Source organism: Paraburkholderia sp. GW821-FHT02A12, assembly GCF_059422005.1.
This window is the reverse complement of the sequence record NZ_JBWKWA010000001.1, coordinates 4,530,164-4,554,088: the sequence shown is the minus strand read 5'-3', so window position 1 is coordinate 4,554,088 and position 23,925 is coordinate 4,530,164. Positions and strand designations below refer to the sequence as shown.

At 63.7% G+C, this 23,925-nt stretch carries 21 protein-coding genes; 7 read left to right on the top strand and 14 right to left on the bottom strand.

The genetic code is table 11. The features are described from left to right. Positions 1-3: 3 nt before the first annotated feature. Both AC07WT_RS21040 and AC07WT_RS21035 read right to left on the bottom strand, forming a co-directional pair. The gene (locus tag AC07WT_RS21040; protein WP_494948333.1) at positions 4-1,566 is read right to left on the bottom strand and encodes a DHA2 family efflux MFS transporter permease subunit; all 1,563 of its coding nucleotides are present in this window, start codon (positions 1,564-1,566) and stop codon (positions 4-6) included. Between the two features lie 133 nt (positions 1,567-1,699). Beyond that, complete coding sequence (locus tag AC07WT_RS21035; protein ID WP_494948332.1) at positions 1,700-2,254, bottom strand: MarR family winged helix-turn-helix transcriptional regulator; 555 nt, start codon at positions 2,252-2,254, stop codon at positions 1,700-1,702. Between the two features lie 251 nt (positions 2,255-2,505). Between AC07WT_RS21035 and AC07WT_RS21030 the strand changes: the two genes are divergently transcribed. Then, entirely contained in the window at positions 2,506-2,859 is a 354-nt protein-coding gene (locus tag AC07WT_RS21030; RefSeq protein ID WP_494948331.1) for a hypothetical protein, read from the top strand. Between the two features lie 255 nt (positions 2,860-3,114). Beyond that, entirely contained in the window at positions 3,115-4,671 is a 1,557-nt protein-coding gene (locus AC07WT_RS21025; RefSeq protein ID WP_494948330.1) for an efflux transporter outer membrane subunit, read from the top strand. 38 nt (positions 4,672-4,709) lie between these two features. Here AC07WT_RS21025 and AC07WT_RS21020 read toward each other — a convergent pair whose 3' ends face one another. The 8 genes from AC07WT_RS21020 to gspG all read right to left on the bottom strand — a co-directional run bounded on the left by AC07WT_RS21020 (position 4,710) and on the right by gspG (position 10,768). Further along, entirely contained in the window at positions 4,710-5,489 is a 780-nt protein-coding gene (locus AC07WT_RS21020; RefSeq protein WP_494948329.1) for a type II secretion system protein N, read from the bottom strand. 22 nt (positions 5,490-5,511) lie between these two features. Continuing rightward, on the bottom strand, positions 5,512-6,015 hold the full coding sequence (locus AC07WT_RS21015) for a type II secretion system protein M (RefSeq protein ID WP_492590754.1): 504 nt from the start codon (positions 6,013-6,015) through the stop codon (positions 5,512-5,514). Next, positions 6,012-7,421, bottom strand: a complete 1,410-nt coding sequence (gene gspL, locus AC07WT_RS21010) for a type II secretion system protein GspL (protein WP_494948328.1) — start codon at positions 7,419-7,421, stop codon at positions 6,012-6,014. The genes AC07WT_RS21015 and gspL overlap by 4 nt, the downstream gene beginning before the upstream one ends. Positions 7,422-7,449: 28 nt before the next feature. Beyond that, positions 7,450-8,583 carry a type II secretion system minor pseudopilin GspK gene (gene gspK / locus AC07WT_RS21005; RefSeq protein ID WP_494948327.1) on the bottom strand — a complete coding sequence of 378 codons (1,134 nt, stop codon included), beginning with the start codon at positions 8,581-8,583 and terminating at the stop codon, positions 7,450-7,452. A 1-nt stretch (position 8,584) separates the two neighbouring features. Further along, on the bottom strand, positions 8,585-9,262 hold the full coding sequence (locus AC07WT_RS21000) for a PulJ/GspJ family protein (protein ID WP_494948326.1): 678 nt from the start codon (positions 9,260-9,262) through the stop codon (positions 8,585-8,587). Further along, positions 9,240-9,644: a type II secretion system minor pseudopilin GspI gene (gene gspI / locus AC07WT_RS20995; RefSeq protein WP_494948325.1), complete on the bottom strand. Its 405-nt coding sequence runs from the start codon at positions 9,642-9,644 to the stop codon at positions 9,240-9,242. The genes AC07WT_RS21000 and gspI overlap by 23 nt, the downstream gene beginning before the upstream one ends. A gap of 1 nt (position 9,645) precedes the next feature. Next, on the bottom strand, positions 9,646-10,206 hold the full coding sequence (locus AC07WT_RS20990; RefSeq protein ID WP_494948324.1) for a GspH/FimT family pseudopilin: 561 nt from the start codon (positions 10,204-10,206) through the stop codon (positions 9,646-9,648). A 97-nt stretch (positions 10,207-10,303) separates the two neighbouring features. Then, the gene (gspG, locus tag AC07WT_RS20985) at positions 10,304-10,768 is read right to left on the bottom strand and encodes a type II secretion system major pseudopilin GspG (RefSeq protein ID WP_492590760.1); all 465 of its coding nucleotides are present in this window, start codon (positions 10,766-10,768) and stop codon (positions 10,304-10,306) included. A gap of 171 nt (positions 10,769-10,939) precedes the next feature. Here gspG and AC07WT_RS20980 point away from each other — a divergent pair, with 171 nt between their 5' ends. Further along, positions 10,940-11,353 carry a type II secretion system protein N gene (locus tag AC07WT_RS20980; protein ID WP_492590761.1) on the top strand — a complete coding sequence of 138 codons (414 nt, stop codon included), beginning with the start codon at positions 10,940-10,942 and terminating at the stop codon, positions 11,351-11,353. A gap of 98 nt (positions 11,354-11,451) precedes the next feature. Here AC07WT_RS20980 and gspF read toward each other — a convergent pair whose 3' ends face one another. Genes gspF through gspD form a run of 3 tightly spaced genes read right to left on the bottom strand, consistent with a single transcriptional unit; the run spans position 11,452 to position 16,548 of the window. After that, positions 11,452-12,669 carry a type II secretion system inner membrane protein GspF gene (gene gspF, locus AC07WT_RS20975; RefSeq protein ID WP_492590762.1) on the bottom strand — a complete coding sequence of 406 codons (1,218 nt, stop codon included), beginning with the start codon at positions 12,667-12,669 and terminating at the stop codon, positions 11,452-11,454. Positions 12,670-12,673: 4 nt separating this feature from the next. Beyond that, entirely contained in the window at positions 12,674-14,242 is a 1,569-nt protein-coding gene (gspE, locus tag AC07WT_RS20970; RefSeq protein WP_492590763.1) for a type II secretion system ATPase GspE, read from the bottom strand. Then, positions 14,239-16,548: a type II secretion system secretin GspD gene (gspD, locus tag AC07WT_RS20965; protein WP_494948323.1), complete on the bottom strand. Its 2,310-nt coding sequence runs from the start codon at positions 16,546-16,548 to the stop codon at positions 14,239-14,241. The genes gspE and gspD overlap by 4 nt, the downstream gene beginning before the upstream one ends. 515 nt (positions 16,549-17,063) lie before the next feature. Here gspD and AC07WT_RS20960 point away from each other — a divergent pair. Together AC07WT_RS20960 and AC07WT_RS20955 are read left to right on the top strand one after the other, a co-directional pair. Further along, entirely contained in the window at positions 17,064-17,516 is a 453-nt protein-coding gene (locus tag AC07WT_RS20960) for a lytic transglycosylase domain-containing protein (protein WP_492590765.1), read from the top strand. A 221-nt stretch (positions 17,517-17,737) separates the two neighbouring features. After that, the gene (locus AC07WT_RS20955; protein WP_494948322.1) at positions 17,738-19,057 is read left to right on the top strand and encodes a GTP-binding protein; all 1,320 of its coding nucleotides are present in this window, start codon (positions 17,738-17,740) and stop codon (positions 19,055-19,057) included. Between the two features lie 117 nt (positions 19,058-19,174). On the opposite strand, the gene AC07WT_RS20950 is transcribed toward AC07WT_RS20955, so the two are convergent. Then, the gene (locus AC07WT_RS20950) at positions 19,175-19,453 is read right to left on the bottom strand and encodes an HU family DNA-binding protein (protein WP_006050811.1); all 279 of its coding nucleotides are present in this window, start codon (positions 19,451-19,453) and stop codon (positions 19,175-19,177) included. Positions 19,454-19,865: 412 nt separating this feature from the next. Here AC07WT_RS20950 and mnmC point away from each other — a divergent pair, with 412 nt between their 5' ends. Together mnmC and AC07WT_RS20940 are read left to right on the top strand one after the other, a co-directional pair. Further along, a complete protein-coding gene (gene mnmC, locus AC07WT_RS20945; RefSeq protein WP_494948456.1) occupies positions 19,866-21,833 on the top strand; it encodes a bifunctional tRNA (5-methylaminomethyl-2-thiouridine)(34)-methyltransferase MnmC2/FAD-dependent 5-carboxymethylaminomethyl-2-thiouridine(34) oxidoreductase MnmC1 in 1,968 nt (655 codons plus the stop codon). Positions 21,834-22,716: 883 nt separating this feature from the next. Next, positions 22,717-23,922 (top strand): cation:proton antiporter, encoded by a 1,206-nt coding sequence (locus AC07WT_RS20940; protein WP_492590767.1) that lies wholly within the window; start codon positions 22,717-22,719, stop codon positions 23,920-23,922. Positions 23,923-23,925: the final 3 nt, after the last annotated feature.

Here is a 23,925-nt window from a genome sequence, read left to right as displayed (position 1 = left end):
GCATCAATGCCCCATCGAAGGCCCAACCCCCTTGCGCGGTTTAGTAATCCAAACCAGCGCCGCCAGCACAACAAACGCCGCACAGGAAATCCGGAAGAAATCATTCGTGGCCATCATATAAGCCTGAGCCGTGACGATCTGATTCAACTGTGCGGTGATCCCGTCGCCGGAGAGCCCGAGACCAGCCAGCGCATTCGTATAAGAATTGGTATTGGCCGCATAGACATTCACCGAATCGGTCAACCTCGCATGATGGTAAATCGTGTCGTTCTCCCAATACGTGGTGCTGATAGCCGTCCCAATCGCCCCCGACAAAGTCCGAAAGAAGTTAGATAGACCAGAGGCACTGGCGAGCCGCTCATCCGATACGCTGGACAGCGTAATGGTGGTCATCGGCACAAAGAAACAGGCGACCCCAATGCCTTGCACCAGCCGCGGCCAGATCACATGATTGAACGGCACGTCGAGCGTAAAAGTCGAATTCCAGAACGACACAAGAGCAAACACGATAAACGCAAAACTCGCCACGATCCGCAGATTGAGCCGATGCATATTTCGCCCGATCAAGGGCGACAGGAACAGTGCGAGCAAGCCGACCGGCGCGGTTGCAAGTCCGGCAAGCCCGGCGGTATAGCCCATCACCGTCTGCAACCAGAGCGGGAAAATCACCACCGACCCAAAGAACGCCATAAAGCCGAACGAGATAATCAACACGCCGAGCGCGAAGTTGCGATCCTTGAAGAGCGAGAGATCGACGACAGGCTCTTTCTCGGTCATCTCCCACACCAGCATGAACGCGATCGACACCACCGCGATAATCGCCAGCACAACGATGAACGTGGAGTTGAACCAGTCGCGATCCTTACCCAGGTCGAGCATCATCTGCAGGCACGACACGCCGATCACGAGTAACGAGAGGCCGACTGCATCGATGCGCTGTCTGGTGATTTTCGTCTCGCGGCCGCGCAGCAGCAGGAACGCGCACACCGCCGAGAACACCCCGATCGGCACGTTGATGTAGAAGATCCACGGCCACGTGTAGTTATCGGTGATATAGCCGCCCATCACGGGCCCGAAGATCGGCGCGCAGATCACGGTCATGGCCCAGAGACCCAGTGCGAGCCCGCGCTTTTCCGGCGGATAGGAGCGCATCAGAATCGTCTGCGAGAGCGGGACCATCGGCCCGGAGACGAGCCCTTGCACGAGCCGGAACGCGATCAGCGACTCGAAGTTGTGCGCGAAGCCGCACAGCGCCGACGCGATCGTGAAGAGCAGCACCGACAAGGTAAAGAGCCGCACTTCGCCGACCCGCCGTGCGAGCCAGCCGGTCAGCGGCACCGCGATCGCCGAGGCCACCGAATACGACGAGATGACCCAGGTGCCCTGGCTGGTCGCCACGCCGAGGCTGCCGGAAATGGTCGGCACGGCGACGTTCGCAATCGATGTATCGAGCACTTCCATGAAAGTGCCGAGCGCAAGACCGACCGTAAGCAAAGCCAGCGCGCCGCCTTTGAGCGGAGCGGGCTCGGCGGCGGGTAGGGCAGCGGCGGGAGCCGTGGCAGCCATGTGTTTCTCCTCAGCCTGGAAAGCTTGTCGCGGCAGCTTTATCGCGCATGCCGAATGGTGCGCTTACATGCCGGATCACCCTCTGCCCAGACAGATATTTGCAAATAATGGCGCCTTCAAAAGCGCCGACTGGTTACTGCCCGCCGTGTTCCGGCGGCGTCGCTTCAGGTGATTCCTCAGCTGATTCTTCCGACGATTCTGACGAGGGTCCGAGCCCGCACGCAGCGCTCGCGCCCCCGCCGATGCCGTTGGCGATGAAACGGCCCAGCAGGTCGAGCAACGCGGCATGGTCCGCCGCGGAAAACCCGCGCAACTGCTCGTTCAACACCGCCGCGCCCAACCCAGGCAATTGACGCGCGGCTTCGTGGCCTTGCGGCGTCAACTCCAGCTTGACCATCCTGCGATCGGCGTCGCTACGCATGCGGACCACAAAGCCTTTCTTTTCAAGGCGATCCAGCAGCCGGGTCATCGATCCGCTGTCATATGACATGACCCGCGACAACTCGAACGGCGTGTTCGCGCGCCGCGCTGAGAGCAGCAGGATCACACCGATCTGCTGGGCAGTCAGCCCCAGCGGTTTGACCGCGCGATCCATCCGCTCGACGAGCACGTTTCGCGCTTTCGTCAGGTAATAGCCGAGACTCGATTCGAGGTGAATCTCATCCGCGTTGTAGGGACCATCGGTCATCGTGTATCCAGGGACATCGGCAAGCAGAACGGATTTTAGCTGCCTAAGCAGACAAGTCAAATTTGATTTTGTGCCGAGCGGAAGGCGGAAAAACAACACCGCCGTTTGTTGCGAGGCAAAGTATCTTGAAATTTAATTGCATAGTCAATATTATTATAGGCAACGAGTTACGCGCGATCCGCGCCACCCGAGACCATGTTCTGACCGATTGTCTGCACGCAGCGTGTTTGGTGTGCAAAAAGGATTCCCCGATGCCGTACCTGAAAAACACCCTTGGCGGCTTGAGCCGCTCTTTGACCGATTCCGCGCTGAACAGCTTTCAAGGCCCGCATCGCTGGTGGAAACTGGCGCTGTTTGCCGCGTTGTTTGTGCTTCCCGGCGGGTCGGTGGGGATGATGGTGTTTGCCTGGGTTGGGCATCGGCGGGGGCAGAAGGGAGCGTCTTCCATGACTGCGCCAGTGGAGTTAGCAGGTTCCGCCGTGGCGGCGGAGAAGGTCGCTGGGGCGGTGAGTTCAGTTGGCACCTGCCGGACACGCGGCGATGCGCCGTGTCGCGCGGCTGCCGGTAAGCAGGCTCGGCAAGCGAGCACCGATTCGCGCGGTTGATCTTTGCGCGGTTAATTTCTGCGCGGTTAATTTCTGTTTTCTGGCGTGGAGTTACCGCCCAAGCAAAGAACCCGTAACACCACGTAACCATCCCGACACCCTAAGTAACACACCACCCACCTCCCGGGCATTACCCTTTCAGTTTCCCGCGCCCAAGCGGGCCCATACGCTAACATTCCAGCAGAGCCATGATCTCGTCCAGCTGGCGGTGCCGCCAATGGCCGCACCGTGGCGTCCAGAAGGAATTCATTGAACATGCAGTTTGATCGAAACGCGCGCGCGCGGACCATTGCGCCTCGTGCCCTGACCCTCGCGGTGGCAGCGGCGCTCGCCACCGTACTGGCCGGCTGCGCGGTCGGCCCCGACTATCAGCGGCCGGCTGCCCAGATTCCCGCCTCGTACAAGGAAGCCGCGCCCGGCTGGAAAGTCGCTCAACCGGCCGATCAGCAAGACCGCGGCGACTGGTGGACCCTCTACGAAGACCCGCAACTCAACGCGCTCGAAGACAAGCTGAACGCATCGAACCAGACCATCGCCCAGTTCGCCGCTGCCTACCGGCAAGCGCGTGCGCTGGTCGGCGAGGCGCGGGCGGCATATTTCCCGACCGTGGGCGCATCCGCGGGCGCGACACGTTCCGGCAATGGCTCGTCGTCCACCAGCTCGAGCAGCTCCCGCGTCAGCAACAGCTTCAACGTCCAGCTCGACGCAAGCTGGGAGCCGGATCTGTGGGGCTCGGTGAGCCGCGCGGTCAACGCCCAGAAAGCCGGTCAGCAGAGCGCCGCCGCCGATCTCGCGAACGCCCGGCTATCCGCTCAGGCCACGCTCGCGCAGACCTACTTCTCACTGCGCTCGCTCGATGCCACCCAAAAACTCCTCGACGAAACCGTCGCGGCCTATCAGCGCTCGCTGCAACTCACGAAAAACCAGTACGCGGCAGGCGTGGCCGCGCGCTCGGACGTGATTCAGGCGCAAACACAGCTGCAATCGGCACAAGCTGCCGCGATCGACAACGGCGTCCAGCGCGCCCAGGACGAACACGCCATTGCCGTGCTGGTCGGCGAACCGGCCTCGACCTTCTCGATTCCGCCGATGCCGCTCACCGCCACGCCGCCCAATGTTCCCGCGCAAATGCCGTCGGCGCTGCTCGAGCGGCGCCCGGATATCGCATCGGCTGAGCGCAAAGCGGCAGCGGCGAACGAACAGATTGGCGTCGCGATTGCCGCGTTCTTCCCGACGCTGACGCTGTCGGCCACGGGCGGCTTCCAAAGCTCGGTGTTCTCGCAATTGCTGACGGCGCCGTCGCGGTTCTGGACGCTCGGCCCGCAACTCGCCGCAACGATCTTCGACGCCGGCTTGCGCCAGGCAAAGACCGAAGCCGCGCGCGCCACCTACGATCAGGACGTCGCGAGTTATCGTCAATCGGTGCTGGCCGCATTCCAGGATGTCGAGGACAACCTGGCCTCGCAGCGCATCCTTGCACAGGAAATCGTCGTGCAGCAGCAAGCGGTGGAGTCGGCCCGCCAGGCGCTGGCCATCGTCACGAACGAGTACAAGGCGGGCACGGTCGGCTACCTCAGCGTGCTGACCGCGCAGACCACTGCCTTCACGACCGAGCAAAAGCTGCAAAGCATCGCCGGGCAGCGGATGGTGTCGTCGGTCGGTTTGGTGAAGGCGCTGGGCGGCGGCTGGGATGTCTCGCAGATGAATCGCGAAACCGGCGGCGTCGCGGCACCCGCGCCGCTGCCCGCGTCGTCGGCCACGCCGGTAGCGCAAAGCGGGACCGCCGCGCCGCAACAAGCGCCGAGCAACTAGGCCCGCTCTTCACACCTGCAACGGCGCAAGCGCACGCTTCAGTGCGCGAACGTCAACGTGACCGTACCCGGCCCGCTCGGCCGCCCCAGCAGATTCAGCAGTCCCGCGAGGTTGTCGCGCGCTTCTGGCACGGCGCTGGCCGTGCCGCGGAACGACGTCGAGACGGCCGACACGGTGCCGTTGCCGGTCAGCATCAGCGGGCCCTTGAGCGTTGTCAGATCGATCGTGGACGACACGCCTTGCGCCTGGAACAGCAGCCGATATGACCCGAGCGGCTTGACCAGCGACACGCGCGAGCTGACGTCGTTCAGCGTCACCGTCAGCTGGCCGAACGCTTCCTTGTTGAAGCTGCGCCAGTCCGACCATGACAGCCGCACGTCGCCTTGCAGATCGAGCGTATTGAACGGTGCGCCCAAGCCGGTCAGCAGCGAAGCCGGCACGCCGATCGTGCCTTGCGTGACGGTCGCGCTACGCGGGCTGGCGTCGACGGTGATCGGATCGGGCATCGCATCGCTTTGCCGCATGGTCATGCGCACGCGGCCGGTGAAGAGCGGCCAGAACGCCGTGCGCCATTCGATCCGTCCGGGCAGCAGCGTCGCCGCGCTCAGGTCGGAACCGGCGGCGAGCATCAGCGTCGCCGAGCCGTGCCACAGCGAGCCGGCCGGATCGACAAGATTGACATGGCCGCGGGTCTGTTTGGCGAATTGCGGGGTGATCCAGGCGGCCGGCAACAACACGAGCATGACAGCGGCGCTCGACAGTACGGCGACCACCAGCCAGGGTAGCGCGACGCGCAGGCGCCCCATCCGGAAGGTCATGCGAGATCCTGTGACTGCGCGGTCATTTGACGGTCGACGGCTGCAACGACGCCGTCAGATCCACCTGGCCGTCCTCCTTGAGCGCAGTCACATGCGCCTCCGCGACCTGCACCTTGAACTGCTTGCGCACATCGTCGACCCAGCTCGTCCACGCCGGAAACGACGCGTTTTTCATCTGGATCTGCACCGCGTTGCCGATCACCTGGACCTGGGTCGCGGCAAGGCCATGATCGCTGAGCGATGCGCTCAGCGCGTCCTTCAGCGCACCGCCGGTCGGCGCGACGCCTTGAGCCGCCGCGGACAGTTGCCGCGCTTCGTTCGCCTGCGCGGTCATCTGCGCCAACTGGCGCTGCAGTGTGGGCAGCGATTCGCGCAGATGCGCACGGCCGTCCTGCGCCGGCGCCCACAGCACCGACCACGCGATCACCACGCCCAACGCCGCGCTGCCCCACGTCAGCAGCATTTTTTCGCGCTCGGTGCGCTGCTCCCAGAATCCAGCCCACGATTGGGCGAGTTCAGCTTTCATTGTCCGTTCCTGATGGTCCACTTGCCGGTATTGCTGTCGATCGCGCCGTTCAGGCCGTTGCGCGCAAGGCGTTTCGCGAAATCGGGATCGACCTTGATCTCAGGCTTGAAGGCGACATCGAGCCGCCGGTCGTGATAATCGAGCGCGGCGATGCCGTTGACCGGCACGGCTCCCAACGACCGCGCGAGACGATCCGCCAGCGACAGGAAATCGTCCGGCGACAGCTCGCCTGCCGCCACGCGCAGCTGCTGCAGCTGGCGCGACATCTGATCGGGCGCATCGAGCACGACGGTCGTTTTCGGGAAGGCGTTGAGCAGCAGTTCGGTCATCTGCGTGTTGATCGCGTCGCGCTGACGCGCAAGCATCAGCCACTGCACGTTCGCACCGACGATCGCGACCACGAGCGCGCCGACCGCCAGCAGCACCGGCAGGCGCAGACGCCGCAGCGTCGCGCGATCGAGGCGCCACGGCTGCGAAGCGAATTCGAACTGGCAGAGGTCGAAACGGCAATCCAGCGCACGCCGCGCGAGTTGCTCGAATGGCAGCGGACTTGCCCCGTGCACATGGGCCGCAAGTCTCGCGGGGCCGGTTTCGGCGAGACTCGGCTCATTGCCGGACACCTCGGTCAGCATGTACAGCGTGACCGGGGCAGCGCCCGCCAGCGCGGCGAGGGTCGCGTTCACCGCGGTGGCTGGCACCGCCAGCCCTTCGCCCTGCACGCCACGCGCGATCGCCAGTTCGACGCGCGGTGCGCCGGTTTCGAACGCACCTTCGAGCAGCAGCGCCGGCGCGGTCTGAACCACGGCGCCCAGTACGGCCGCCACCATCGGCACCGCCGGCGCGACGCCGGGCGCGGCCGCAGCTGCGGCGCCAGGCGCCGCTGTCGCCACGCGGGCCGGGCCCGCCGATACCGGCTCGCCTGCGTTGACCATTTCGGCGACTTCAACGGGCATATCGAGCGCGACCGCTTGCGGCAGGCAGCGGGTCACCGGCACGGCGCGCAAGCTGCGGTGTCCGGCGGCGGCGAAGCCTTCGCAGATGAAGCGGAACCAGCCGCGGTCGACGATCGCGAGCAATTGCCGGCCGCCCGCGAGCGGTTGCGGATCGACGGCGATGTGACAGGTTTGCGGATCCTGGATCAGTTGATCCTCGACGACGTTCGGCAGCGCCTGACGCAACCGTGGTCCGCGCAGCGGCGGCAGCGTGGCGGGCATCATCAGCAGGTCGCGCGCGGCGACCATCAGCACCGTCGACGAAGCGCGCGGCAGCAGCGCGAGCGCCGAGCGGCCTGCGCGTTGGGTGCGGCCCGACTTGTCGAGCAGCAGGAACGGCAGCTCCGGCAGTTGCCATTCCTGCGATGGCACCGCCGGGTCACGCGGCGGCAGTAGGACGATCAGCGTGCTCAAAGGCCACTCTCTCTGGGAAAAGCGTTACTCATAGTTGGTCTTGTACCCGCACGATACGCGTAGCGTGAGTCAATGCGTCGCGATAGACGAGGGTCGTGCGGTCCACTTGCGCACGCTCGTGCTGCACGCGGCCGTGGATCAGAAAGTAGTTCGTGTTGACGTCGAGTTCGCTCGTATCGATCGACACCGACTGCACGCCGGCGCCGCGCAACGCGAGCTGCACATCGGCGACGTTATGGAAAAACACCGTTTGCCGCCGCGCGACGAAGGCCTGCGCGCTCGACAGGTTCATGCCGGGCACGACCGCCGCGATGACTTCGGCTGAGGCCGTATTCATGTTGACCGCCGACGCCGTCGGCAGCACGGTGACGAACGGACGCAAGCGCGCGACCATCTCCAGCGTGTAGCCGGGAATGTCGAGCAGCGAATCGACGCTGGTCATTTGCAGCGGCGCGAGCGCTGCGTTCTCGTTGCTGTCTTCGAGACCGGGGTTGTCGGTGTAATTGCCGCCGCCGGTCGCACCGCCCTGGATGGGCGGGGTCGCCGACGTGCCGGTGAGGGACGTGACGGTTTGAAAACGTGTCGCCGATTGAGCGAGGCTCGCGCGCATCTGGACGGCGGTGCTTTTCGCCAGTTGGCTATTCACACCGAGGGAGACGAGCAGACGCTGGTAGGCGCCAATCTGTTCCATGTTCAGTTGCAATACGCCTGGGGCCGGGCTTGCTACCAGATTGCGGAGGTTGAATTTCGCCTGGGCGTCTTCGATCGAACCTGACAGGTAGGTTGCCGCGCCTTGCTCGGCTCTGACTTCGCCGATCTGGCCGAGGAAATCCGACAGCCGTGTTTTGGCGATGGGGACGCCCCATAGGCCACCTAAGTAGGTGATTCCTGCGGAGGTGTCGCCTTCCGAACGGAGGATCAGGCGCGTCCAGTCCAGCGCGCCTCTTGCCACCCATTGGGCTTGCGACAGGAGGCGCTGGTTTTCTATCCTTCGGATCTGGACCTGCTGGCGCCAGAGCATGCCGGAGACCAATATCGCCGATAGCGCGACAACTAGCAGCGCGCTGATGATTGCTGCGCCTTGCTGTTTTGCCCGCGGCGCAGGCAAAGACAACAGCGAGGAAGAAGCAGACCGTCGCGGAGACAACAAAGAGAACTTCATATCATTCTCCGACGAGAAAAACCCGCGTAACCGGCCGCGCCAACGACGTAGCCCCAATGCCAACTTCGAGCCCAGTCACGGACCGCGGCAACGGCGCATTGCCGAGCTGCGGCACTTTCAGATTATTGTCGTTCTCCGTAATAGCGGCCTGCACATCCTTCATCTGCGTGGTCCAGCCGACCTTCGGCACATAAACGCGAGTAGAAATGGTCCCCACGCCACCCATCAAAGGCACCGCGGTCCAACCGTCGCCTTCGCCACCTCGCAGCGCCCGCCGCAATTCGCCGACATTGCCCAACGGCGGCGACGCATACCGAATCACGCGTCCCTCGGAAACCCGGTACCGCACCACCTGCAAACGCGGCGCAGCCTCCGGCACCACCATCTGCCGCACGATCTGCAGCACGCTGCCGTCAATCGAAACGGCCGCCTGCCCAGACTCGTCATCCGAAGCGGCCTGGCGCGCATCGATCCGCATCTGGTCGAACAGCTGCGCAAAGACGCGCTCGTCTTCCATTGCGCTCGTAATGGTCTGCCGACCGCGGATGATCTGATCGAGCCCGCGCCATGACAACACCGCGATCACCGCCATGATCGCAATCGCGACCAGCAGCTCGATCAGCGTAAAACCTCCCGCGACCGGCCGGCGGCGACGCTCAGAGCGAACGGTTGTTTTCATTCGCGACCACCGTAACCATCTGAGCGAGATTGCCGGAACCCCCAGGCATCGTCACCATCACTTCCACTCGACGAAACACCGGATTCGGCGTCGCCGTCACATGCTCCGTACAGGTCAACTGCAAGTTGCCCTGCGAACAGTCAAAGCTGGTTTCGCCGACGTTCGGCCAGCCATGCGTGAGACGCAATTGCGCAAGCGTATTGTCCGCGCTCCAACCAGCCAGCAGGCGCCGATGCAGATCGGCTTCGCCGCTCGCCAGACTGCCCACCGCGCGCAGCGACGCGGCCAACGCCACCGCGATGATCGTCAGCGCCACCAGCACTTCGATCATCGTAAAACCGCGCTGCCGTGCGCGACGGTCCAAGCTCCTGCAACGACGCATCTCAGTGCACCTCATAGCGGCCATTGCCGGTGCCGACGATCGTCGCGCGCCCCGCCGCCGAAAACAGCGTGATCTGCACCGGCACGTCGATCGCCTCGGTGCCGAACATGACACGGCTCGGCTGTGCGTCCGAGCCGGGATAGTTGATCGTCACGCCGGTCACGCCACCTTCCCACCGGCGTGGGCCGAGCAGATCGTCATGCAGCGGACGCCAGCCGTCTTCGGTGCGCAGGTCGAAACGGAAACCGCCTTCGAGCGGCTGCCACGCGATCGGCCGCGCGCGCACCTGGGCTTCGTCGCCTGCCGATTCGAACAGCAGCGCGAGACGCTGGGCTTCTTCGTTCAGATCGGTGCGCGGATTGCGCGTCATCGTCAGCGCCGTCAACGACACCAGCAAGCCCGCGATCACCAGCACCACCATCATTTCCAGCAGCGTGAAGCCCGCTGCACGCTTCGATCCGCATCCACGCGCGCCGCGCACGCGCGCACCGGCGCACGCCGCGTGCGGCATCGGCGCCGTACACGGTGTGTCCACACGGGACTTGCAAGCGGACATACGCATAGTGCCGGCCACGAACGATCAAAAACGATGAGTCGATAAAGTGCGCGGTGGATCGCCTGGGAGCAGGGCGATCCGGCGCGCCTGAAAAATCAGCGAACTACTGCCACGAGCCTATGTCGGCGTCATTGCCTTCGCCGCCTGCCTTGCCGTCGGCGCCGTAGCTGAACACGTCGATTTCGCCGTGCACGCCCGGATTCAGATACTGATAGCCATTGCCCCAAGGATCGTTCGGCAGACGCTCGAGATAGCCGCCGTCCTTCCAGTTGTTCGGCACCGGGTCCGTGCCCGGTTTTTCGATCAGCGCGCGCAGGCCCTGCTCCTGGGTCGGATAACGGCCGTTGTCGAGACGGTAGAGTTTCAATGCCTGCATCATCGTGCCGATGTCCTGCTTGGCCGCTACGCGCCGTGCTTCATCGGGACGGCTCATGATCTTCGGTACGATCAACGCGGCCAGAATGCCGAGAATCGCGATCACGACCATGATTTCGATCAGCGTAAAACCGCGTTGAAGGCGGCTGCGCGAACCCGCGAATTCCATACGGCGAGTGGTCGACAGTTGCATAGCTTGCTACCTCTTTTCAGGTGAAATTTTCGATCGGGCGGGATTCGCGCATTGGCAGGCGCACTCGCAATCAGCGTGCCATTGAACACGCCCGGCCGGTCATTTTAATGTCATGCAGTTGAAGGGCTTCAACCCAACGCAATTTTCACAATAGTCCGTACAATGATGCGCATGAACGCCATCCAAATTCGCCTTCTTTCGCTCGCGCTGTTCGCCGTGTTCTGCGCGACGCTCACTTACTGGGTCATCACGCTGTCCACGATGTCGGGCGCTCCGTTGCCCGCCGCCGCAGCGCATGCCCCGATCTCGACCGAACAGGCGGCTACGCTGTTCGGCGGTCAGCTCACGCGCAACGCCAACCAGGACGTGCATCTGTTCGGCATCCTCGCTTTACATGAGGGCTCCGCGGCGATCGTCAGCGTCGGCGGCGAGCCGCCGCATGCAGTGTCGCTCGGCAGCGCGCTCATGCAAGGCGCCAAACTCTCCGAGGTCCGCGCCCGCTCGATCATCATCGATCGCAATGGCGCGCATTCCGAAGTGTTCCTCCCGGCCAATGCGGCAGGTCCTACGATCTACGTGCGCTAAACCAGCCTGCTCCGATCGGGCAGATTGCGCCGCGGGCAATAATCCGCGGCAACCCGCAATAACCTGCGGCAACCGCGCAATCAGCAAACCTCACTGCTTCACTGCACCAGGTTGTTCAACTCGATGATCGGCAGCATCACCGCCAACACGATCACCAGCACCACGCCCCCCATCGCCAGAATCAGCAACGGCTCGAGCAGGCTCGTCAGGAACATCGTGCGGCGCTCCAGTTCGCGTGCTTCGCCGTCGGCCGCGCGGTCGAGCATCGTCGTCACGTCGCCGGTCGCTTCGCCCGAACGGATCAGGTGAACCAGCACCGGCGGAAACGTCTTCGTATTGCCGAGCGCGCGCGACAAGGACGTGCCTTCACGCACGCGCACGATCGCGTCGTCGATGTTCGCGCGCATCGCGTTGTTGCTGAGCGTTTCGGCCGCGGCCTGCAGCGCGCGCAGAATCGGCACGCCAGCGGCGGTCAGAATGCCTAGCGTGCTGGCAAAACGCACGGTGTTGTAGCCGCGCACGAGCTTGCCGAGCAGCGGTGCGGTCAGCAGCCAGCGGTCGAATGCGAGGCGCGGGCCGGGTTGCTTCAATATCGAGCGCACCAGATACGCCAGCCCGGCGACGCCGATCAGCACCGCCCACCACCAGTGCCGCACGAAACCGGACAGCGCCATCATCATGATGGTGAGGAAGGGTAGTTGCTGTTTGGTGCTGGCGAACACGTTCACCACTTGCGGCACCACATAGCTCAACAGAAACGTGACGATGCCGAAGGCGATGATCGTGACGATGGTCGGATACGTGAACGCGAGCACGATCTTCTGCTTCAGCGCGTTGCGCTGCTCGATGTAGTCGGCCAGACGCGACAGCACGAGACCGAGCTTGCCGGTGTGTTCGCCGGCGGCCACCAGCGCGCGATAGATTTCGGGGAAGTCCCGCGGATGCTGCGTCAACGCATTCGCGAGCGAATGGCCGCCGAGCACTTCGGCGCGAATCGACGCCATCAGTTCGCGGATGTAGTCGCGCTCCGATTGCTCGGTCAGCACCGCGAGCGCTTCGTCGAGCGGCAGGCCGGCGATCAGCAGGCTCGCCAGCTGGCGCGTCAGGATCGCCTGCTCGCGCTGCGACAGGCGCCGCCCCAGCGACAAACGCTGACTGCGCTCGCCTCGCGTGCGCGTCGCGGCCGGTTCGACCACCAGCGGCGTCAGGCCTTGCGAACGCAGATTGGTCCGCGCGCCGCGCGCGCTGTCCGCGTCGAGCACGCCTTTTTGCGCTTTGCCCGCCGCGTCGATCGCTTCGAAACGAAATGCCGGCATGCGCTTATGCTCCGCCCGTCACGCGAATCACTTCTTCCAGCGACGTCAGTCCGGACGCGAGCCAGCGGTCCGCATCCTCGCGCAGCGTGCGCATGCCTTGCGCGCGGCCGACTGCGAGAATCTCCGCGTCGGCGGCGTTGCGGTGAACCAGCGTGCGGATTTCGTCGTCGATCAGCAGCAGTTCGTACACGCCGCGCCGTCCCGCATATCCCGACTGCCCGCACTTGTCGCAGCCCACCGGATGCCAGTGCACGCGGCCGTCTTCCTCGACGCGCTCTTCGCGGCACACCGGGCACAGCCGCCGCACCAGCCGCTGCGCCAGCACGCCGAGCAGCGACGACGCCAGCAGATACGGCTCGACGCCCATGTCGGTCAGACGCGTCACGGCGGAGGCGGCATCGTTCGTGTGCAGCGTCGCCAGCACAAGATGACCCGTCAGCGACGCCTGCACCGCGATCTGCGCGGTTTCCAGATCGCGGATTTCGCCGATCATGATGACGTCCGGGTCCTGCCGCAGGATCGAGCGCAGCGCCCGCGCGAAGGTCATGCCGATCCGCTCGTTGACCTGCGTCTGGCCGATGCCGGACAGGTCGTATTCGATCGGGTCTTCGACCGTCATGATGTTGGTCGTCGCGGTCTCGAGCCGCGACATCGATGCGTACAGCGTGGTCGTCTTGCCCGAGCCGGTCGGGCCGGTCACCAGCACGATGCCGTGCGGCCTGCCGATCAGCTTGTCGAATTTGACGAGCGTGTCGGACGCCATGCCGAGCGCTTCGAGATTCAGGCGCGACGCATCCTTTTCCAAGAGACGCAGCACCGCGCGTTCGCCGTGGCCGGTGGGCAGTGTCGAGACCCGCACGTCGACCGGACGGCCGCCGACGCGCAGCGTGATGCGGCCATCCTGCGGCAGACGCTTCTCGGCAATGTCGAGCTGCGCCATGATCTTGATCCGCGAGATCAGCGCGCCGTGCAGTGCTTTCTTCGGCCGCACCACATCGCGCAGCGTGCCGTCGACCCGGAAACGCACCACCGATGACGTCTCGAACGGCTCGATATGAATGTCCGATGCCTGTTCGCGTGCGGCCTGCGTGAGCAGCGCGTTGATCATGCGGATGATCGGCGCGTCGTCTTCCGATTCGAGCAGATCCTCGACTTCGGGAATGTCCTGCATCAGACGCGAGAGATCGACTTCGCCTTCCACTTCGCCGACCACCTGCGCGGCGCTGCCGTCTTGGCGCGCATAGGCCTGGTTGATCGCCTGCGCGAGTTCGTCGGCGGGCAGACGCACGACCGACAGCGCGCCGAAATTGCGCGCGACTTCGGCGAGCGCCGCGTCGCTGGTGCGTTCGCTGATCCAGACTTCGAGACTGTCTGCATGCTGATGCGCGACCAGAATCTGGCCGCTGCGGGCAAAGCCGTACGGCACGAGTCGTGCGGCGACGGCCGACGGCGCGATGCGCTCGGCATGCTCCGCCACGACCGCGGGCGGAATCGCCGCTGCATGGGTCGACGCACCGGCTCGCGCCGCTGCTGACGACGCAGAAGCTGACGGCGGCGTGGACGGCGTGCTCACGGCTGCACTCCGGGCGACGCGGTGGAAGGCGCGGCGGGCACAGGGTTGGCCTGGACAGCACCACTCGTCGCCGGTGCGGGAGCGCTAGCCGGAGGCGGCGGCGCCATCTGCTGGCGCCGCATCTGGTCAAGATTAAACAGGTTCATGGCGGCCGAGCCGCCCTCGGCCGGGCCGATCGGCTTGGGCGGCAACACCGGATCGTCCTTGTCCTTGATCAGGTTGTTGTCCGACCTGTACGCGCCCTGCACGCCCTGGATGTAGTCGTAGCGGTTCGACGTCACGGCCTGAGCAGTATCGCGATCGTTGATGATCACGGGGCGCAGGAACACCATCAGGTTGGTCTTCTGGCGGGTCTTCTGTTCCGAGCGGAACAACTGGCCAAGCCACGGGATATCGCCCAGCAGCGGCACCTTGCTGTTGCTGACCTGGTAGTTGTCCTGCATCAGGCCGCCCAGCACGATGATCTCGCCGTTATCGGCGAGCACCGTCGACTGGATCGAACGCTTGGTGAACTCCGGGCCGGCCGGGTTGGTCGCCACGTTGGTCGTGCCGTTCACAATCGCCGAGTCTTCCGTGTAGAGCTGCAGCTTGAGAATCCCGCCATCGGTGATCTGCGGCTTGATGTGGAGCGTCAGACCGACGTCGACGCGGTCGAACGTATTGAACGCGTTGCCCGTGGTGCCGCTCGTGAGGTTCGAATACGAACCCGTCTGGATCGGCACGTTCGTGCCGACGACGATCTTGGCTTCCTCGTTGTCGAGCGTGATGAGGTTAGGCGTCGACAGCACGTTCGCGTCGGCGGTCTGCGACAGCGCCTGCAGCAGCGCGCCGAGTCCCCGCACCCCGAAAATGTTGTGCACCCACCCGACGTTGAGCCCCTGCTGGAGATTCTGGGTTGCGAGCGCCCCCGCGAGACCGCCGGTGGTCGCGGTCGCCGCGGCCGCCGTCAGATTGACGATGCTGTTGCCGGAGCCGGTCGCCAGGTTGGTGCCGGCAAGGACCGAACCGTTCGCGACCTGCCACTGAATGCCGAGATTGGCATTCGTGTTCGAGTTCAGCTCGACGATCAGCGCCTCGATATAGACCTGTGCGCGCCGCGCGTCGAGCTGGTCGATCACCGCCCGCAGGTTGCGGTACACCGGGTCCGACGCCGTGATGATCAGCGAGTTGGTGGCAGAGTCCGCCTGGATCATGCCGCCCGGCTGATTGTCCTCGCTCTTTTCCTTGTCGCCGCCGAGCAGGCCGCCGGAACTGGAGCCGCCGCTCGAGCCGTATGCTCCTCCCGCACCGCCGCCCATCGGCGACGCCATCGAGCTGCTTCCGAGTCCGCCGGACGGCAGCGGGGGCGTACCCGCTGTACCCGTCGAACTGCTGCCAAACGAGCCGCCGCCGCTCTGGTTGAACGAAGTCGCTTCGTTCGAGCCTGTCGACGAGCCGGTCTCGCCGCCTTTGCCGAGCATCCCGCGCAAGGTCTTCGCGAGCTTCGTCGCGTCCGCGTTGCGCAACGCCACGACGTGCATGTTGCCGGGCTGTCCGGTCGGTCCGTCAAGCTGTTTCGCGAGAGACTTCGCCGCGTTCAGCCGCCCGGCGTTCGACGCGCGCAGCAGCAGCGAGTTGGTGCGGGGGTCGGCCGTGACCGATACCTTCAGCGTCGTGTCGGTGCTGCCGATCGTGCCCGGATCGAGCATCTTCGTGAGCTGCTGCGCGGCATCGAGCGCGTTCGCGTTTTTCAGCGGCACGACCTGGACCTGCTGGCCCGCCGCCGTATCCACGCCCGCGATGATCTGCGCGATACGCCGCACGTTGTCAGCGTAATCGGTCACGACAATCGTGTTGTTGGCGGGATAAGCCGCCACGGTATTGTTCGGCGAGATCAGCGGACGCAAAACGGGCAGCAGATTATTGGCCGACTCGTTCCTCAGCTGGAACACCTGCGTGACCACCTGGTCGCCGCGCGCAACCGGCGCGTTGCCGACATAGGTCGGCACGCCTTGCAGCTTGGCGTCGGCTTCGGGCACGACTTTCAGCACGCCGTGGTCCTGCACCAGCGCGAAACCCTGCATCCGCAAAGCAGATTGCAGAGTCTTCAGCGCCTGGTCTTCAGGCACCGCATTTTCGGACACGAGATTCAACTGACCTTTCACGCGCGGGTCGACGATGATCGTTTTGCCGGTTGCCGCGCCGATCGCCTTGGCCACCTGATCGATGTCGGCGTTCACGAAATTGAGTGTCACCTGTGCCTGTGCTGTCTGCGCGGTGATCAATCCAGCCACCAGCAGCGCCGTTGCGACGCGACGCAAAGCCATACGATTTCTTCTCATGGAATGTGGTATCGATGCCGACAGCCTGAGCCGCCGGCGGTCACGCAATGCGGACATATGAGCAAGCCGCAGCCCCTTCGGTCTGCCGGCGGGCTTCACGGGCAATCGCCGCCCTGGATGCCGGCCACCCAATGTCCGAAAAAAATGAACAGTAACAGTTTTTCATGTCGAATTTGTCACAAAACAAACAGCCCCGTACGATTACTCAAAGGAGCTTCCCGGATCGTCAAGTATTTGAAAGCTTTCGCGCTTCCGTACGCGGTGCCGCATAGTGCTGCGTTTTTGGCTGGATTATGTCGGTTAGCCAACTTGACGCTCGATTGCCTGCCGGTATGATACGAGCCGTTGGGGGTGCTGGTTGTAGCTGGACTACGCGGGTTTTCCCCCATGCCCGGCTCACGCCCGGCCAAGGCGGCTCTCCGGCCTTGAGCGACTGAAGTTTGGCCGATTGATTACCTTACCAAACCTTACTCTTGCAATTTGTTGAGTCATCTTGACCGATGAAACAAACCCTCGTCACCGTCGCCGCAGGACTTGCCGTGCTGATCGCAGCAGGGTCCGCGCGCGCCGACTGCTTTGACGCGGCAGCGGGGTATCAGAAGGTCAACCCGTTGATTCTGCGGGCGATTGCGTGGCAGGAGTCGCACAACCGGCCGGACGCGCAGCATAAGAACGCAAACGGCTCGACCGACTACGGGGTCATGCAGATCAATTCGATCCATCTGCCCACGCTCGCACAGTACGGCATCTCGCAAGGCACACTGATGGAGCCTTGCAAGAACGTCTATATCGCCGCATGGCATCTGCGCCGCCAGATGAACAAGTACGGCAATACGTGGCAAGCAGTCGGAGCCTACCACTCCGAAACACCGGCGCTGCGCGATAAATACGCTCAGGAGATCGCCGCGATCCTGCGCAAGTGGCATCTGATGCCGACGGCTGCTGCGCGCTGACCGGCAGTTGCGCGGGCAAGCACGGCGTTCCTGCCCTTCCTGTTTACGCGTGCGCCCGAGCTTGCGCAAGTCGCCACTCGGAGCCCGTCACGCGGCCACTGTCCGTTTGATGCACAATGCGGCTTCGTGTTGCCGTCGGTGCATGGCCATCAGTCTGGTCATGGTGTCATCAGACCCCGCGCCCGGCACGCCTTCCAATCCTCTTGCATTTCCGTACTGCGATGAACCAGCCGCTATTGCCCGTCACCGTGCTCTCCGGTTTTCTGGGCGCCGGCAAGACCACGCTCCTGAACCACATCCTCGCGAATCGGGCCGGTTTGCGCGTGGCCGTGATCGTCAACGATCTGGCCGCCGTCAATATCGATGCAACCCTCGTGCGCGATGCCGCCGCGCTCTCACACGTCGAAGAGCAGCTCGTCGAACTGTCGAACGGCTGCATCTGCTGCACGCTGCGCGACGACTTGCTGGTCGAGGTCAAGCGCCTTGCCGGCGAAAAGCGCTTCGACGCGATTCTGATCGAATCGACCGGCGTGGCGGAACCGATGCCAATCGCCGAAACTTTTACCTTCGTCGACGCTGACGGCGTGTCGCTGTCCGACGTCGCCCGGCTCGACACGATGGTGACGGTGGTCGATGCGTTCAATTTCCTGCGCGACTATGGTTCGGCCGATGCGCTTGCCGAGCGCGGCATCGCCGCGACTGAAGCAGACGATCGTACACTGGTCGAATTGCTGATCGAGCAGATCGAATTCTGCGACGTGCTGGTGGTGAACAAAGCCGATCTGGTCAGCGCCGACGACCTCACGCGTTTGCAACGCATCCTCGCGCGCATCAATCCGCGCGCCACGCAGGTGGTGAGCCGCTTCGGCGCGGTGCCGCTCGCCGAGGTGCTGAACACCGGCCGCTTCGACTTCGACGAAGCGTCGAGCGCGCCGGGCTGGCTGGCGTCACTGAATCACGATCGTGAGCACGGCCACGCACATCACGGCGAAGCCGACGAATTCGGCATCGGCGACTTCATTTACCGAGCGCGGCGGCCGTTTCATCCGGAACGCCTGTGGGCGCTGCTGCATCAGGAGTGGCAGGGCGTGTTGCGCAGCAAAGGCTTTTTCTGGCTCGCGACGCGTAACGACATCGCCGGTTCGCTGTCGCAGGCGGGCGGCGCTTGCCGGCATGGTCCGGCGGGAATGTGGTGGGCCGCTCAGGATCGCTGCGAATGGCCGGACGGCGACGATGAGCTGGCAGCCGAAATTGCCGGCGACTGGTACGGCGATCCGGACGATATGAGCATCGGCGACCGGCGCCAGGAACTGGTGTTGATCGGGATCAGCATCGACCCGGCCGTCTGGCAAGCGAAGTTCAATGCGTGCCTGCTGACCGACGCGGAATATGCAGCGGGGCCGCAAGCGTGGCAACAGTTCGCCGACCCGTTCCCGGCCTGGGACTTCGACGAAGACGATCACGACCATGGCGACCACGACCACGACCATCATGACCACGACGGTCATGGTCACGGCGAAATCCTGCATCGCCACGACTGAGCCGGTTTTCCCGACCAGAATGTTTAGCCGCGGCACCCGTCGCCGCTAAACCGAAAACAAATCGCAGACGAAAAAAACCCGCCGTGGGCGGGTGTCAACTGCCAGGCAGTAATCTGCTTAGCGCTTGTTGACTGCGTCCTTGAACGCTTTGCCAGCCGTGAACTTGACGGTCTTGGCGGCCGGGATCTTGATAGTTTCGCCGGTCTTGGGATTGCGACCCGTACGTGCTGCGCGCTTGCCCGAACCGAAGCTGCCGAAGCCGATCAACTGTACCGCGTCACCCTTCGACACAGACTTCTTGATCACTTCAAGCAACGTGTCCAGCGTTTCACCGGTTTGAGCCTTGCTGGCGCCCGTCTGACCTGCGACGGCGTCGATCAGTTCCTGTTTGTTCATTAAGGTTCCTTTCTGAGTTTAGGTTGACACGAACAGCGCGAACGCGCCGATTATACGTGCGCGGGCCGCGCCGTCGAGCAGCTGCGGCTCCGGATCCCCTCCGGACATAGCGCCGGACGGATGACTGTCTGGCGGCCGTGCCGCCGCTCCCTTCGCGGCGCTTGCTATGATAGCGCAGCGCAAACCCAATCAGGACAAGGGTTTCGAAGATTTAACGGTTGCGGGGCCGATACAGCAGGGAAATCGCTGTTTTTGCTGTTCGCGGGCTCGAACCGAGGGCTGAAACCCAGTATGGACGGGGCTTGGCGTTGGTTTTTGCCAACGTTCGGCGCGTCTTTTTCGCCGCTCGGCGACCTGCGCGCCCTGGCGATAATGCATGACCTGCTCTTTCGAGCGTCTTTTTCCGCCGCGCATGACCGATCCGCTGATCCCCGCCACCCTCGCGTTTCGCGACAACGGCACACCTTTTTCCCCGCTTTACGACGACATCTATCACAGCGCCGTCGGTGGGCTCGAACAGTCCCAATACGTTTTCCTGCGCGGCAACGCGCTGCCGGACCGGTGGCAGGGTCGCCGCATTTTCACGGTGCTCGAAACGGGCTTCGGCATGGGCATCAACTTCCTGACGACGTGGGCCGCCTGGCGCGCCGATCCGGCACGTTGCGAGCGACTGCACTTCGTCTCGACCGAGAAACACCCGTTCACGCCTGCCGACTTGCGCAGCGTGTACGCGAAAACGATTTCCGATCCGTCGATTGCCGCGCTCGCACTCAAGCTGACCGGCGCATGGCCGATGCTCGTGCCCGGCACCCATCGGCTCGAATTCGAAGAAGGCCAGGTCACGCTGACGCTGGTGTTCGGCGACGCCACGGAGAGCTTGCCGACCTTGAGGCTACGCGCCGATGCGTTCTACCTCGACGGCTTCGCGCCGGCCAGGAACCCGGAATTGTGGACGCCGGCGATCTTTAAGGCGCTCGCGCGTCTGGCGGGCGAGGGCGCGACGTTCTCCACTTACAGCAGCGCCGGCGACATCAAGCGCGCCCTGACGCAATGCGGCTTCGAATATCGGAAGGTGGAAGGCTTCGGCTGGAAACGGGCGATGCTGGTCGGTCACTTCGCGCCGCGCTGGCGCGTGCGCCGTTATGAGCCGCCGGCGCCGCTCGCGGTCGACGAGCGGCATGCCATCGTGATCGGCACCGGGCTTGCCGGCTGCGCGGTGATCGAGCGTCTGGCCGCACGCGGCTGGCGCATCACATCGCTGGAGCGGCATGCATCGGTGGCGCAAGACGCGTCGGGCAATCCCGCCGGCGTATTCCATCCGATGATCTCGCGCGACGACAGCGTCGCTTCGCGCATCACGCGCGCGGGTTTTCTCTACGCGCTCGGACGCTGGGCCGCGCTCGAACGGCTGGGTCATAAGCCTTTGCGCGGTGGTGCGGGCCTGTTGCAGATCGCCGCGAACGACGAAGAAACACGTTTGATGACCGAGGCGCTCGCGACATTCGGCTATCCATCCGAATATGTGACACCGGTGTCGCAAACCGAAGCGCAGCGCCTCGCCGGCATGCCGCTCGCGCACAACGGCTGGCTCTTTCCGCACGGCGGCTGGATCGACCCGGCGTCGCTGTGCGCCGCGCAGTGCGCAGCGGCGGGTGCGCAACTCGAACGGCGCTTCGGCGTGGACGTCGCGCGAATCGAGCGAGCGGAAAATCAATGGACCGTATTCGATGCCGCAGGACATGCGGTCGCTCGCGCGCCGGTGGTGATCGTTGCAAGCGCGCACGGCGCCGCGCGCATCGCCGGTTTGCAGCACGCGCCGACTCGCAGCATTCGCGGCCAGCTAACCTTGCTGCCGCGAGGCAGCGTGCCGCCGCTGCGGATGCCGGTGATCGGCGAAGGCTACGCAGTCCCGCTCTCTGACGGGCTCACGCTGACCGGCGCCACCTACGACCTCGACGATCCCGACACCTCCCTGCGCGCCGACGGTCATCTGGAAAACCTGGAGCGCGTCGCGCAGATGCTACCGGTCTTCAGCGGCATGGTGGATCCGGCACGGGCGGCTTCGCTGGCCGGACGCGTCGCGTTTCGCTGCGTCACGAGCGACCGGCTGCCGATGATCGGCAACCTCGCCGACGAAGCCGCGGCGACACGCGATGCCCAGCGTCTACGTGGCGCATGGCCGCTCGACCTGCCGCGTACCGATGGCTTGTACGGCGCGTTCGCTTACGGTTCGCGCGGCCTGGTGTGGGCGGCGCTCGGCGCGGAGCTGATCGCCTCGCAGATTGAAGGTGAACCGTGGCCGCTCGAGCGCGATCTGGCCGAAGACATCGATCCGGCGCGCTTCCTGTTGCGCGCATTACGGCAAGGCGCCCTGGGTTAACGGTCTGGGTTAATGGTATTAACCGCAGGTACTAACGGTATGCAGGCACGTGCGGTAGGCGGGAAAAGTTATCCACCGGAACATGTGGATAACTGCTCGGTTTACCTGCGCAACTCGTGTGGAACCGTTGTGGACGTAAACGGGGTAACTTTGCCGCCGTCAAAAATCCAAAAAAGTTACCCCGGTATACCCGCAGCTGCCGCACACACTGTGCATCCGGTTATGCCGCTGGCAAGCTGATGATTCGTTTCGGTAAACCAAGGTTATCCACAGAAACCGAGTCAGCTTGTTAACTGTTACTACGTATACATACGACAAACCAGTAAACAAGAAAGGCCGTCGCCAGATCGGCGGGCATCGTCTTCGCAGGACCCAAAAAATTGGTGCTAAAAACGTCTGCGCCGTTGCCGTGAAAAGCACGTCGGTCTTATTCAACCTGTACCCTGTGGCGGCCCAATTCATCCGTTAAACGGTCGCTTTTTCCACCCAGCGCGAAGATGGCGTACGTTTTTACCGTTTTGCCGGCATGTTCGTGTGTTTTCGGTCGAGGCTGAAAAAGCTGTGGCACAATCGCCGTTCTTCCCGCGTCGTGCCTCGCCTCAAAACGGTACACGCACCTAACGGAACGGTGCCGGTCAATCAGAATCTGATTCAGAGTCGACGGCGTTCTTTTCACCGTGCCGGGCCGCTTGCTACGGCCGCACCCCAGAATGCGCCGCGCTTCCTGCGGCTGCGGCGCATTCAGATCATCCGATCGTTAGAAACGCGCAACGCTGGTCACTAGAAGCGATCGCGACAGTGAGCGGCTCATGCGCTCACCCGCTCGCCGGTGTTTGCGCCGGTTCGTATCGCCGGCCGTTGCAGCTAAGGAGAACCCACCACGATGAAGTCGGCGTTTTCGTTTTTTCCAGCCTGGCCACTCACGCCCGACGCCATTTTTTGGGCTGGCCTTGCTTTGCTCGCCGCGGGTCTATGCGGTGAACTCTGCTATCGGGCATGGCGTCTGCCGCGTATTTCCGGCTATGCGGTCATCGGTCTCGTGGCCGGTGCAGCCGGTTTCGGCGTGATCGACACGGATTCCGCCAGCGAGGCACGGCCGCTTCTCGATGTCGCGCTCGGGCTGTTGCTGTTCGAACTAGGGAGCCGGCTCGATCTGCGCTGGATTCGCCGCAATCCCTGGCTGATCCTGTCGAGCATCGCCGAAGCCACGCTCACCTTCGCGCTCGTCCTGCCGGTTTTGCTGTTCCTGAACGTGCCGCTGATGGTGGCGACAGTACTCGCCGCAATCGCAATGGCGACTTCTCCCGCGATGGTGATCCAGCTCAAAACCGAACTGCGCGCCGAAGGTCAGGTCACCCAACGTTTGCTGACCTTGACCGCGCTGAACAGCATGTATGCGGTGGTGATCGAAAAACTCGTGTCGAGCTGGTTGCATCAGGAGGTTTACGGCAACGTATTCGCCACCATTCTGCAGCCGTTGTATCTGCTGATCGGCTCGCTCGTGCTGGCCTATCTGCTCGCGCGCACCTGCACCTTTTTTTATCGCCGCCTGAACATGCAGGACGAGCATTCGTTCGTCGCGCTAATCGGCCTCGTACTGCTGGCGATCGCGATTGCCCATCTGTTCAAGCTGTCGACCATTCTTGCGCTGCTGGCCGCCGGCATCATCGTGAAGAATCTTGAAGCGCGTCCGCAGTTGTGGCCGCAACACTTCGGCACGGCCGGCTGGCTGTTGACGGTGATTCTGTTCGTGCTGACGCTGACTTCGTTCGAATGGAAAGATATCGCGCTCGGCGGCGTCGCGGCGCTGGGTCTGATTGTTGCGCGGCTAGTCGCCAAACTGGTGGGCGTATTGGCATTCGCCAAACCGAGCGGCTTGAACTGGAAGCAGGGGATGGCGCTCGGATTGTCGCTGTCGCCGATGTCGGCGCTTGCCTATCTGCTCGTCGACGATACCTATAACCTCTATCCGAACTTCGATCCGCAATTACGGGCTATCGTGATGTGTTCGATTTTCGTGCTGCAGATTCTCGGGCCGTGGCTCGTGTATCGCAGCCTCGCGCTGGTGGCCGAACGGCGCGAAGAGTAAGCC

What these genes read in the sequence shown, in the direction of transcription:
- AC07WT_RS21040 (WP_494948333.1), bottom strand. Translation starts at nt 1,566, where the DNA reads ATGGCTGCCACGGCTCCCGCCGCTGCCCTACCCGCCGCCGAGCCCGCT.
- AC07WT_RS21035 (WP_494948332.1), bottom strand. Translation starts at nt 2,254, where the DNA reads ATGACCGATGGTCCCTACAACGCGGATGAGATTCACCTCGAATCGAGT.
- AC07WT_RS21030 (WP_494948331.1), top strand. Translation starts at nt 2,506, where the DNA reads ATGCCGTACCTGAAAAACACCCTTGGCGGCTTGAGCCGCTCTTTGACC.
- AC07WT_RS21025 (WP_494948330.1), top strand. Translation starts at nt 3,115, where the DNA reads ATGCAGTTTGATCGAAACGCGCGCGCGCGGACCATTGCGCCTCGTGCC.
- AC07WT_RS21020 (WP_494948329.1), bottom strand. Translation starts at nt 5,489, where the DNA reads ATGACCTTCCGGATGGGGCGCCTGCGCGTCGCGCTACCCTGGCTGGTG.
- AC07WT_RS21015 (WP_492590754.1), bottom strand. Translation starts at nt 6,015, where the DNA reads ATGAAAGCTGAACTCGCCCAATCGTGGGCTGGATTCTGGGAGCAGCGC.
- gspK (WP_494948327.1), bottom strand. Translation starts at nt 8,583, where the DNA reads ATGAAGTTCTCTTTGTTGTCTCCGCGACGGTCTGCTTCTTCCTCGCTG.
- AC07WT_RS21000 (WP_494948326.1), bottom strand. Translation starts at nt 9,262, where the DNA reads ATGAAAACAACCGTTCGCTCTGAGCGTCGCCGCCGGCCGGTCGCGGGA.
- gspI (WP_494948325.1), bottom strand. Translation starts at nt 9,644, where the DNA reads ATGCGTCGTTGCAGGAGCTTGGACCGTCGCGCACGGCAGCGCGGTTTT.
- AC07WT_RS20990 (WP_494948324.1), bottom strand. Translation starts at nt 10,206, where the DNA reads ATGCGTATGTCCGCTTGCAAGTCCCGTGTGGACACACCGTGTACGGCG.
- gspG (WP_492590760.1), bottom strand. Translation starts at nt 10,768, where the DNA reads ATGCAACTGTCGACCACTCGCCGTATGGAATTCGCGGGTTCGCGCAGC.
- AC07WT_RS20980 (WP_492590761.1), top strand. Translation starts at nt 10,940, where the DNA reads ATGAACGCCATCCAAATTCGCCTTCTTTCGCTCGCGCTGTTCGCCGTG.
- gspF (WP_492590762.1), bottom strand. Translation starts at nt 12,669, where the DNA reads ATGCCGGCATTTCGTTTCGAAGCGATCGACGCGGCGGGCAAAGCGCAA.
- gspD (WP_494948323.1), bottom strand. Translation starts at nt 16,548, where the DNA reads ATGGCTTTGCGTCGCGTCGCAACGGCGCTGCTGGTGGCTGGATTGATC.
- AC07WT_RS20960 (WP_492590765.1), top strand. Translation starts at nt 17,064, where the DNA reads ATGAAACAAACCCTCGTCACCGTCGCCGCAGGACTTGCCGTGCTGATC.
- AC07WT_RS20955 (WP_494948322.1), top strand. Translation starts at nt 17,738, where the DNA reads ATGAACCAGCCGCTATTGCCCGTCACCGTGCTCTCCGGTTTTCTGGGC.
- AC07WT_RS20950 (WP_006050811.1), bottom strand. Translation starts at nt 19,453, where the DNA reads ATGAACAAACAGGAACTGATCGACGCCGTCGCAGGTCAGACGGGCGCC.
- mnmC (WP_494948456.1), top strand. Translation starts at nt 19,866, where the DNA reads ATGACCGATCCGCTGATCCCCGCCACCCTCGCGTTTCGCGACAACGGC.
- AC07WT_RS20940 (WP_492590767.1), top strand. Translation starts at nt 22,717, where the DNA reads ATGAAGTCGGCGTTTTCGTTTTTTCCAGCCTGGCCACTCACGCCCGAC.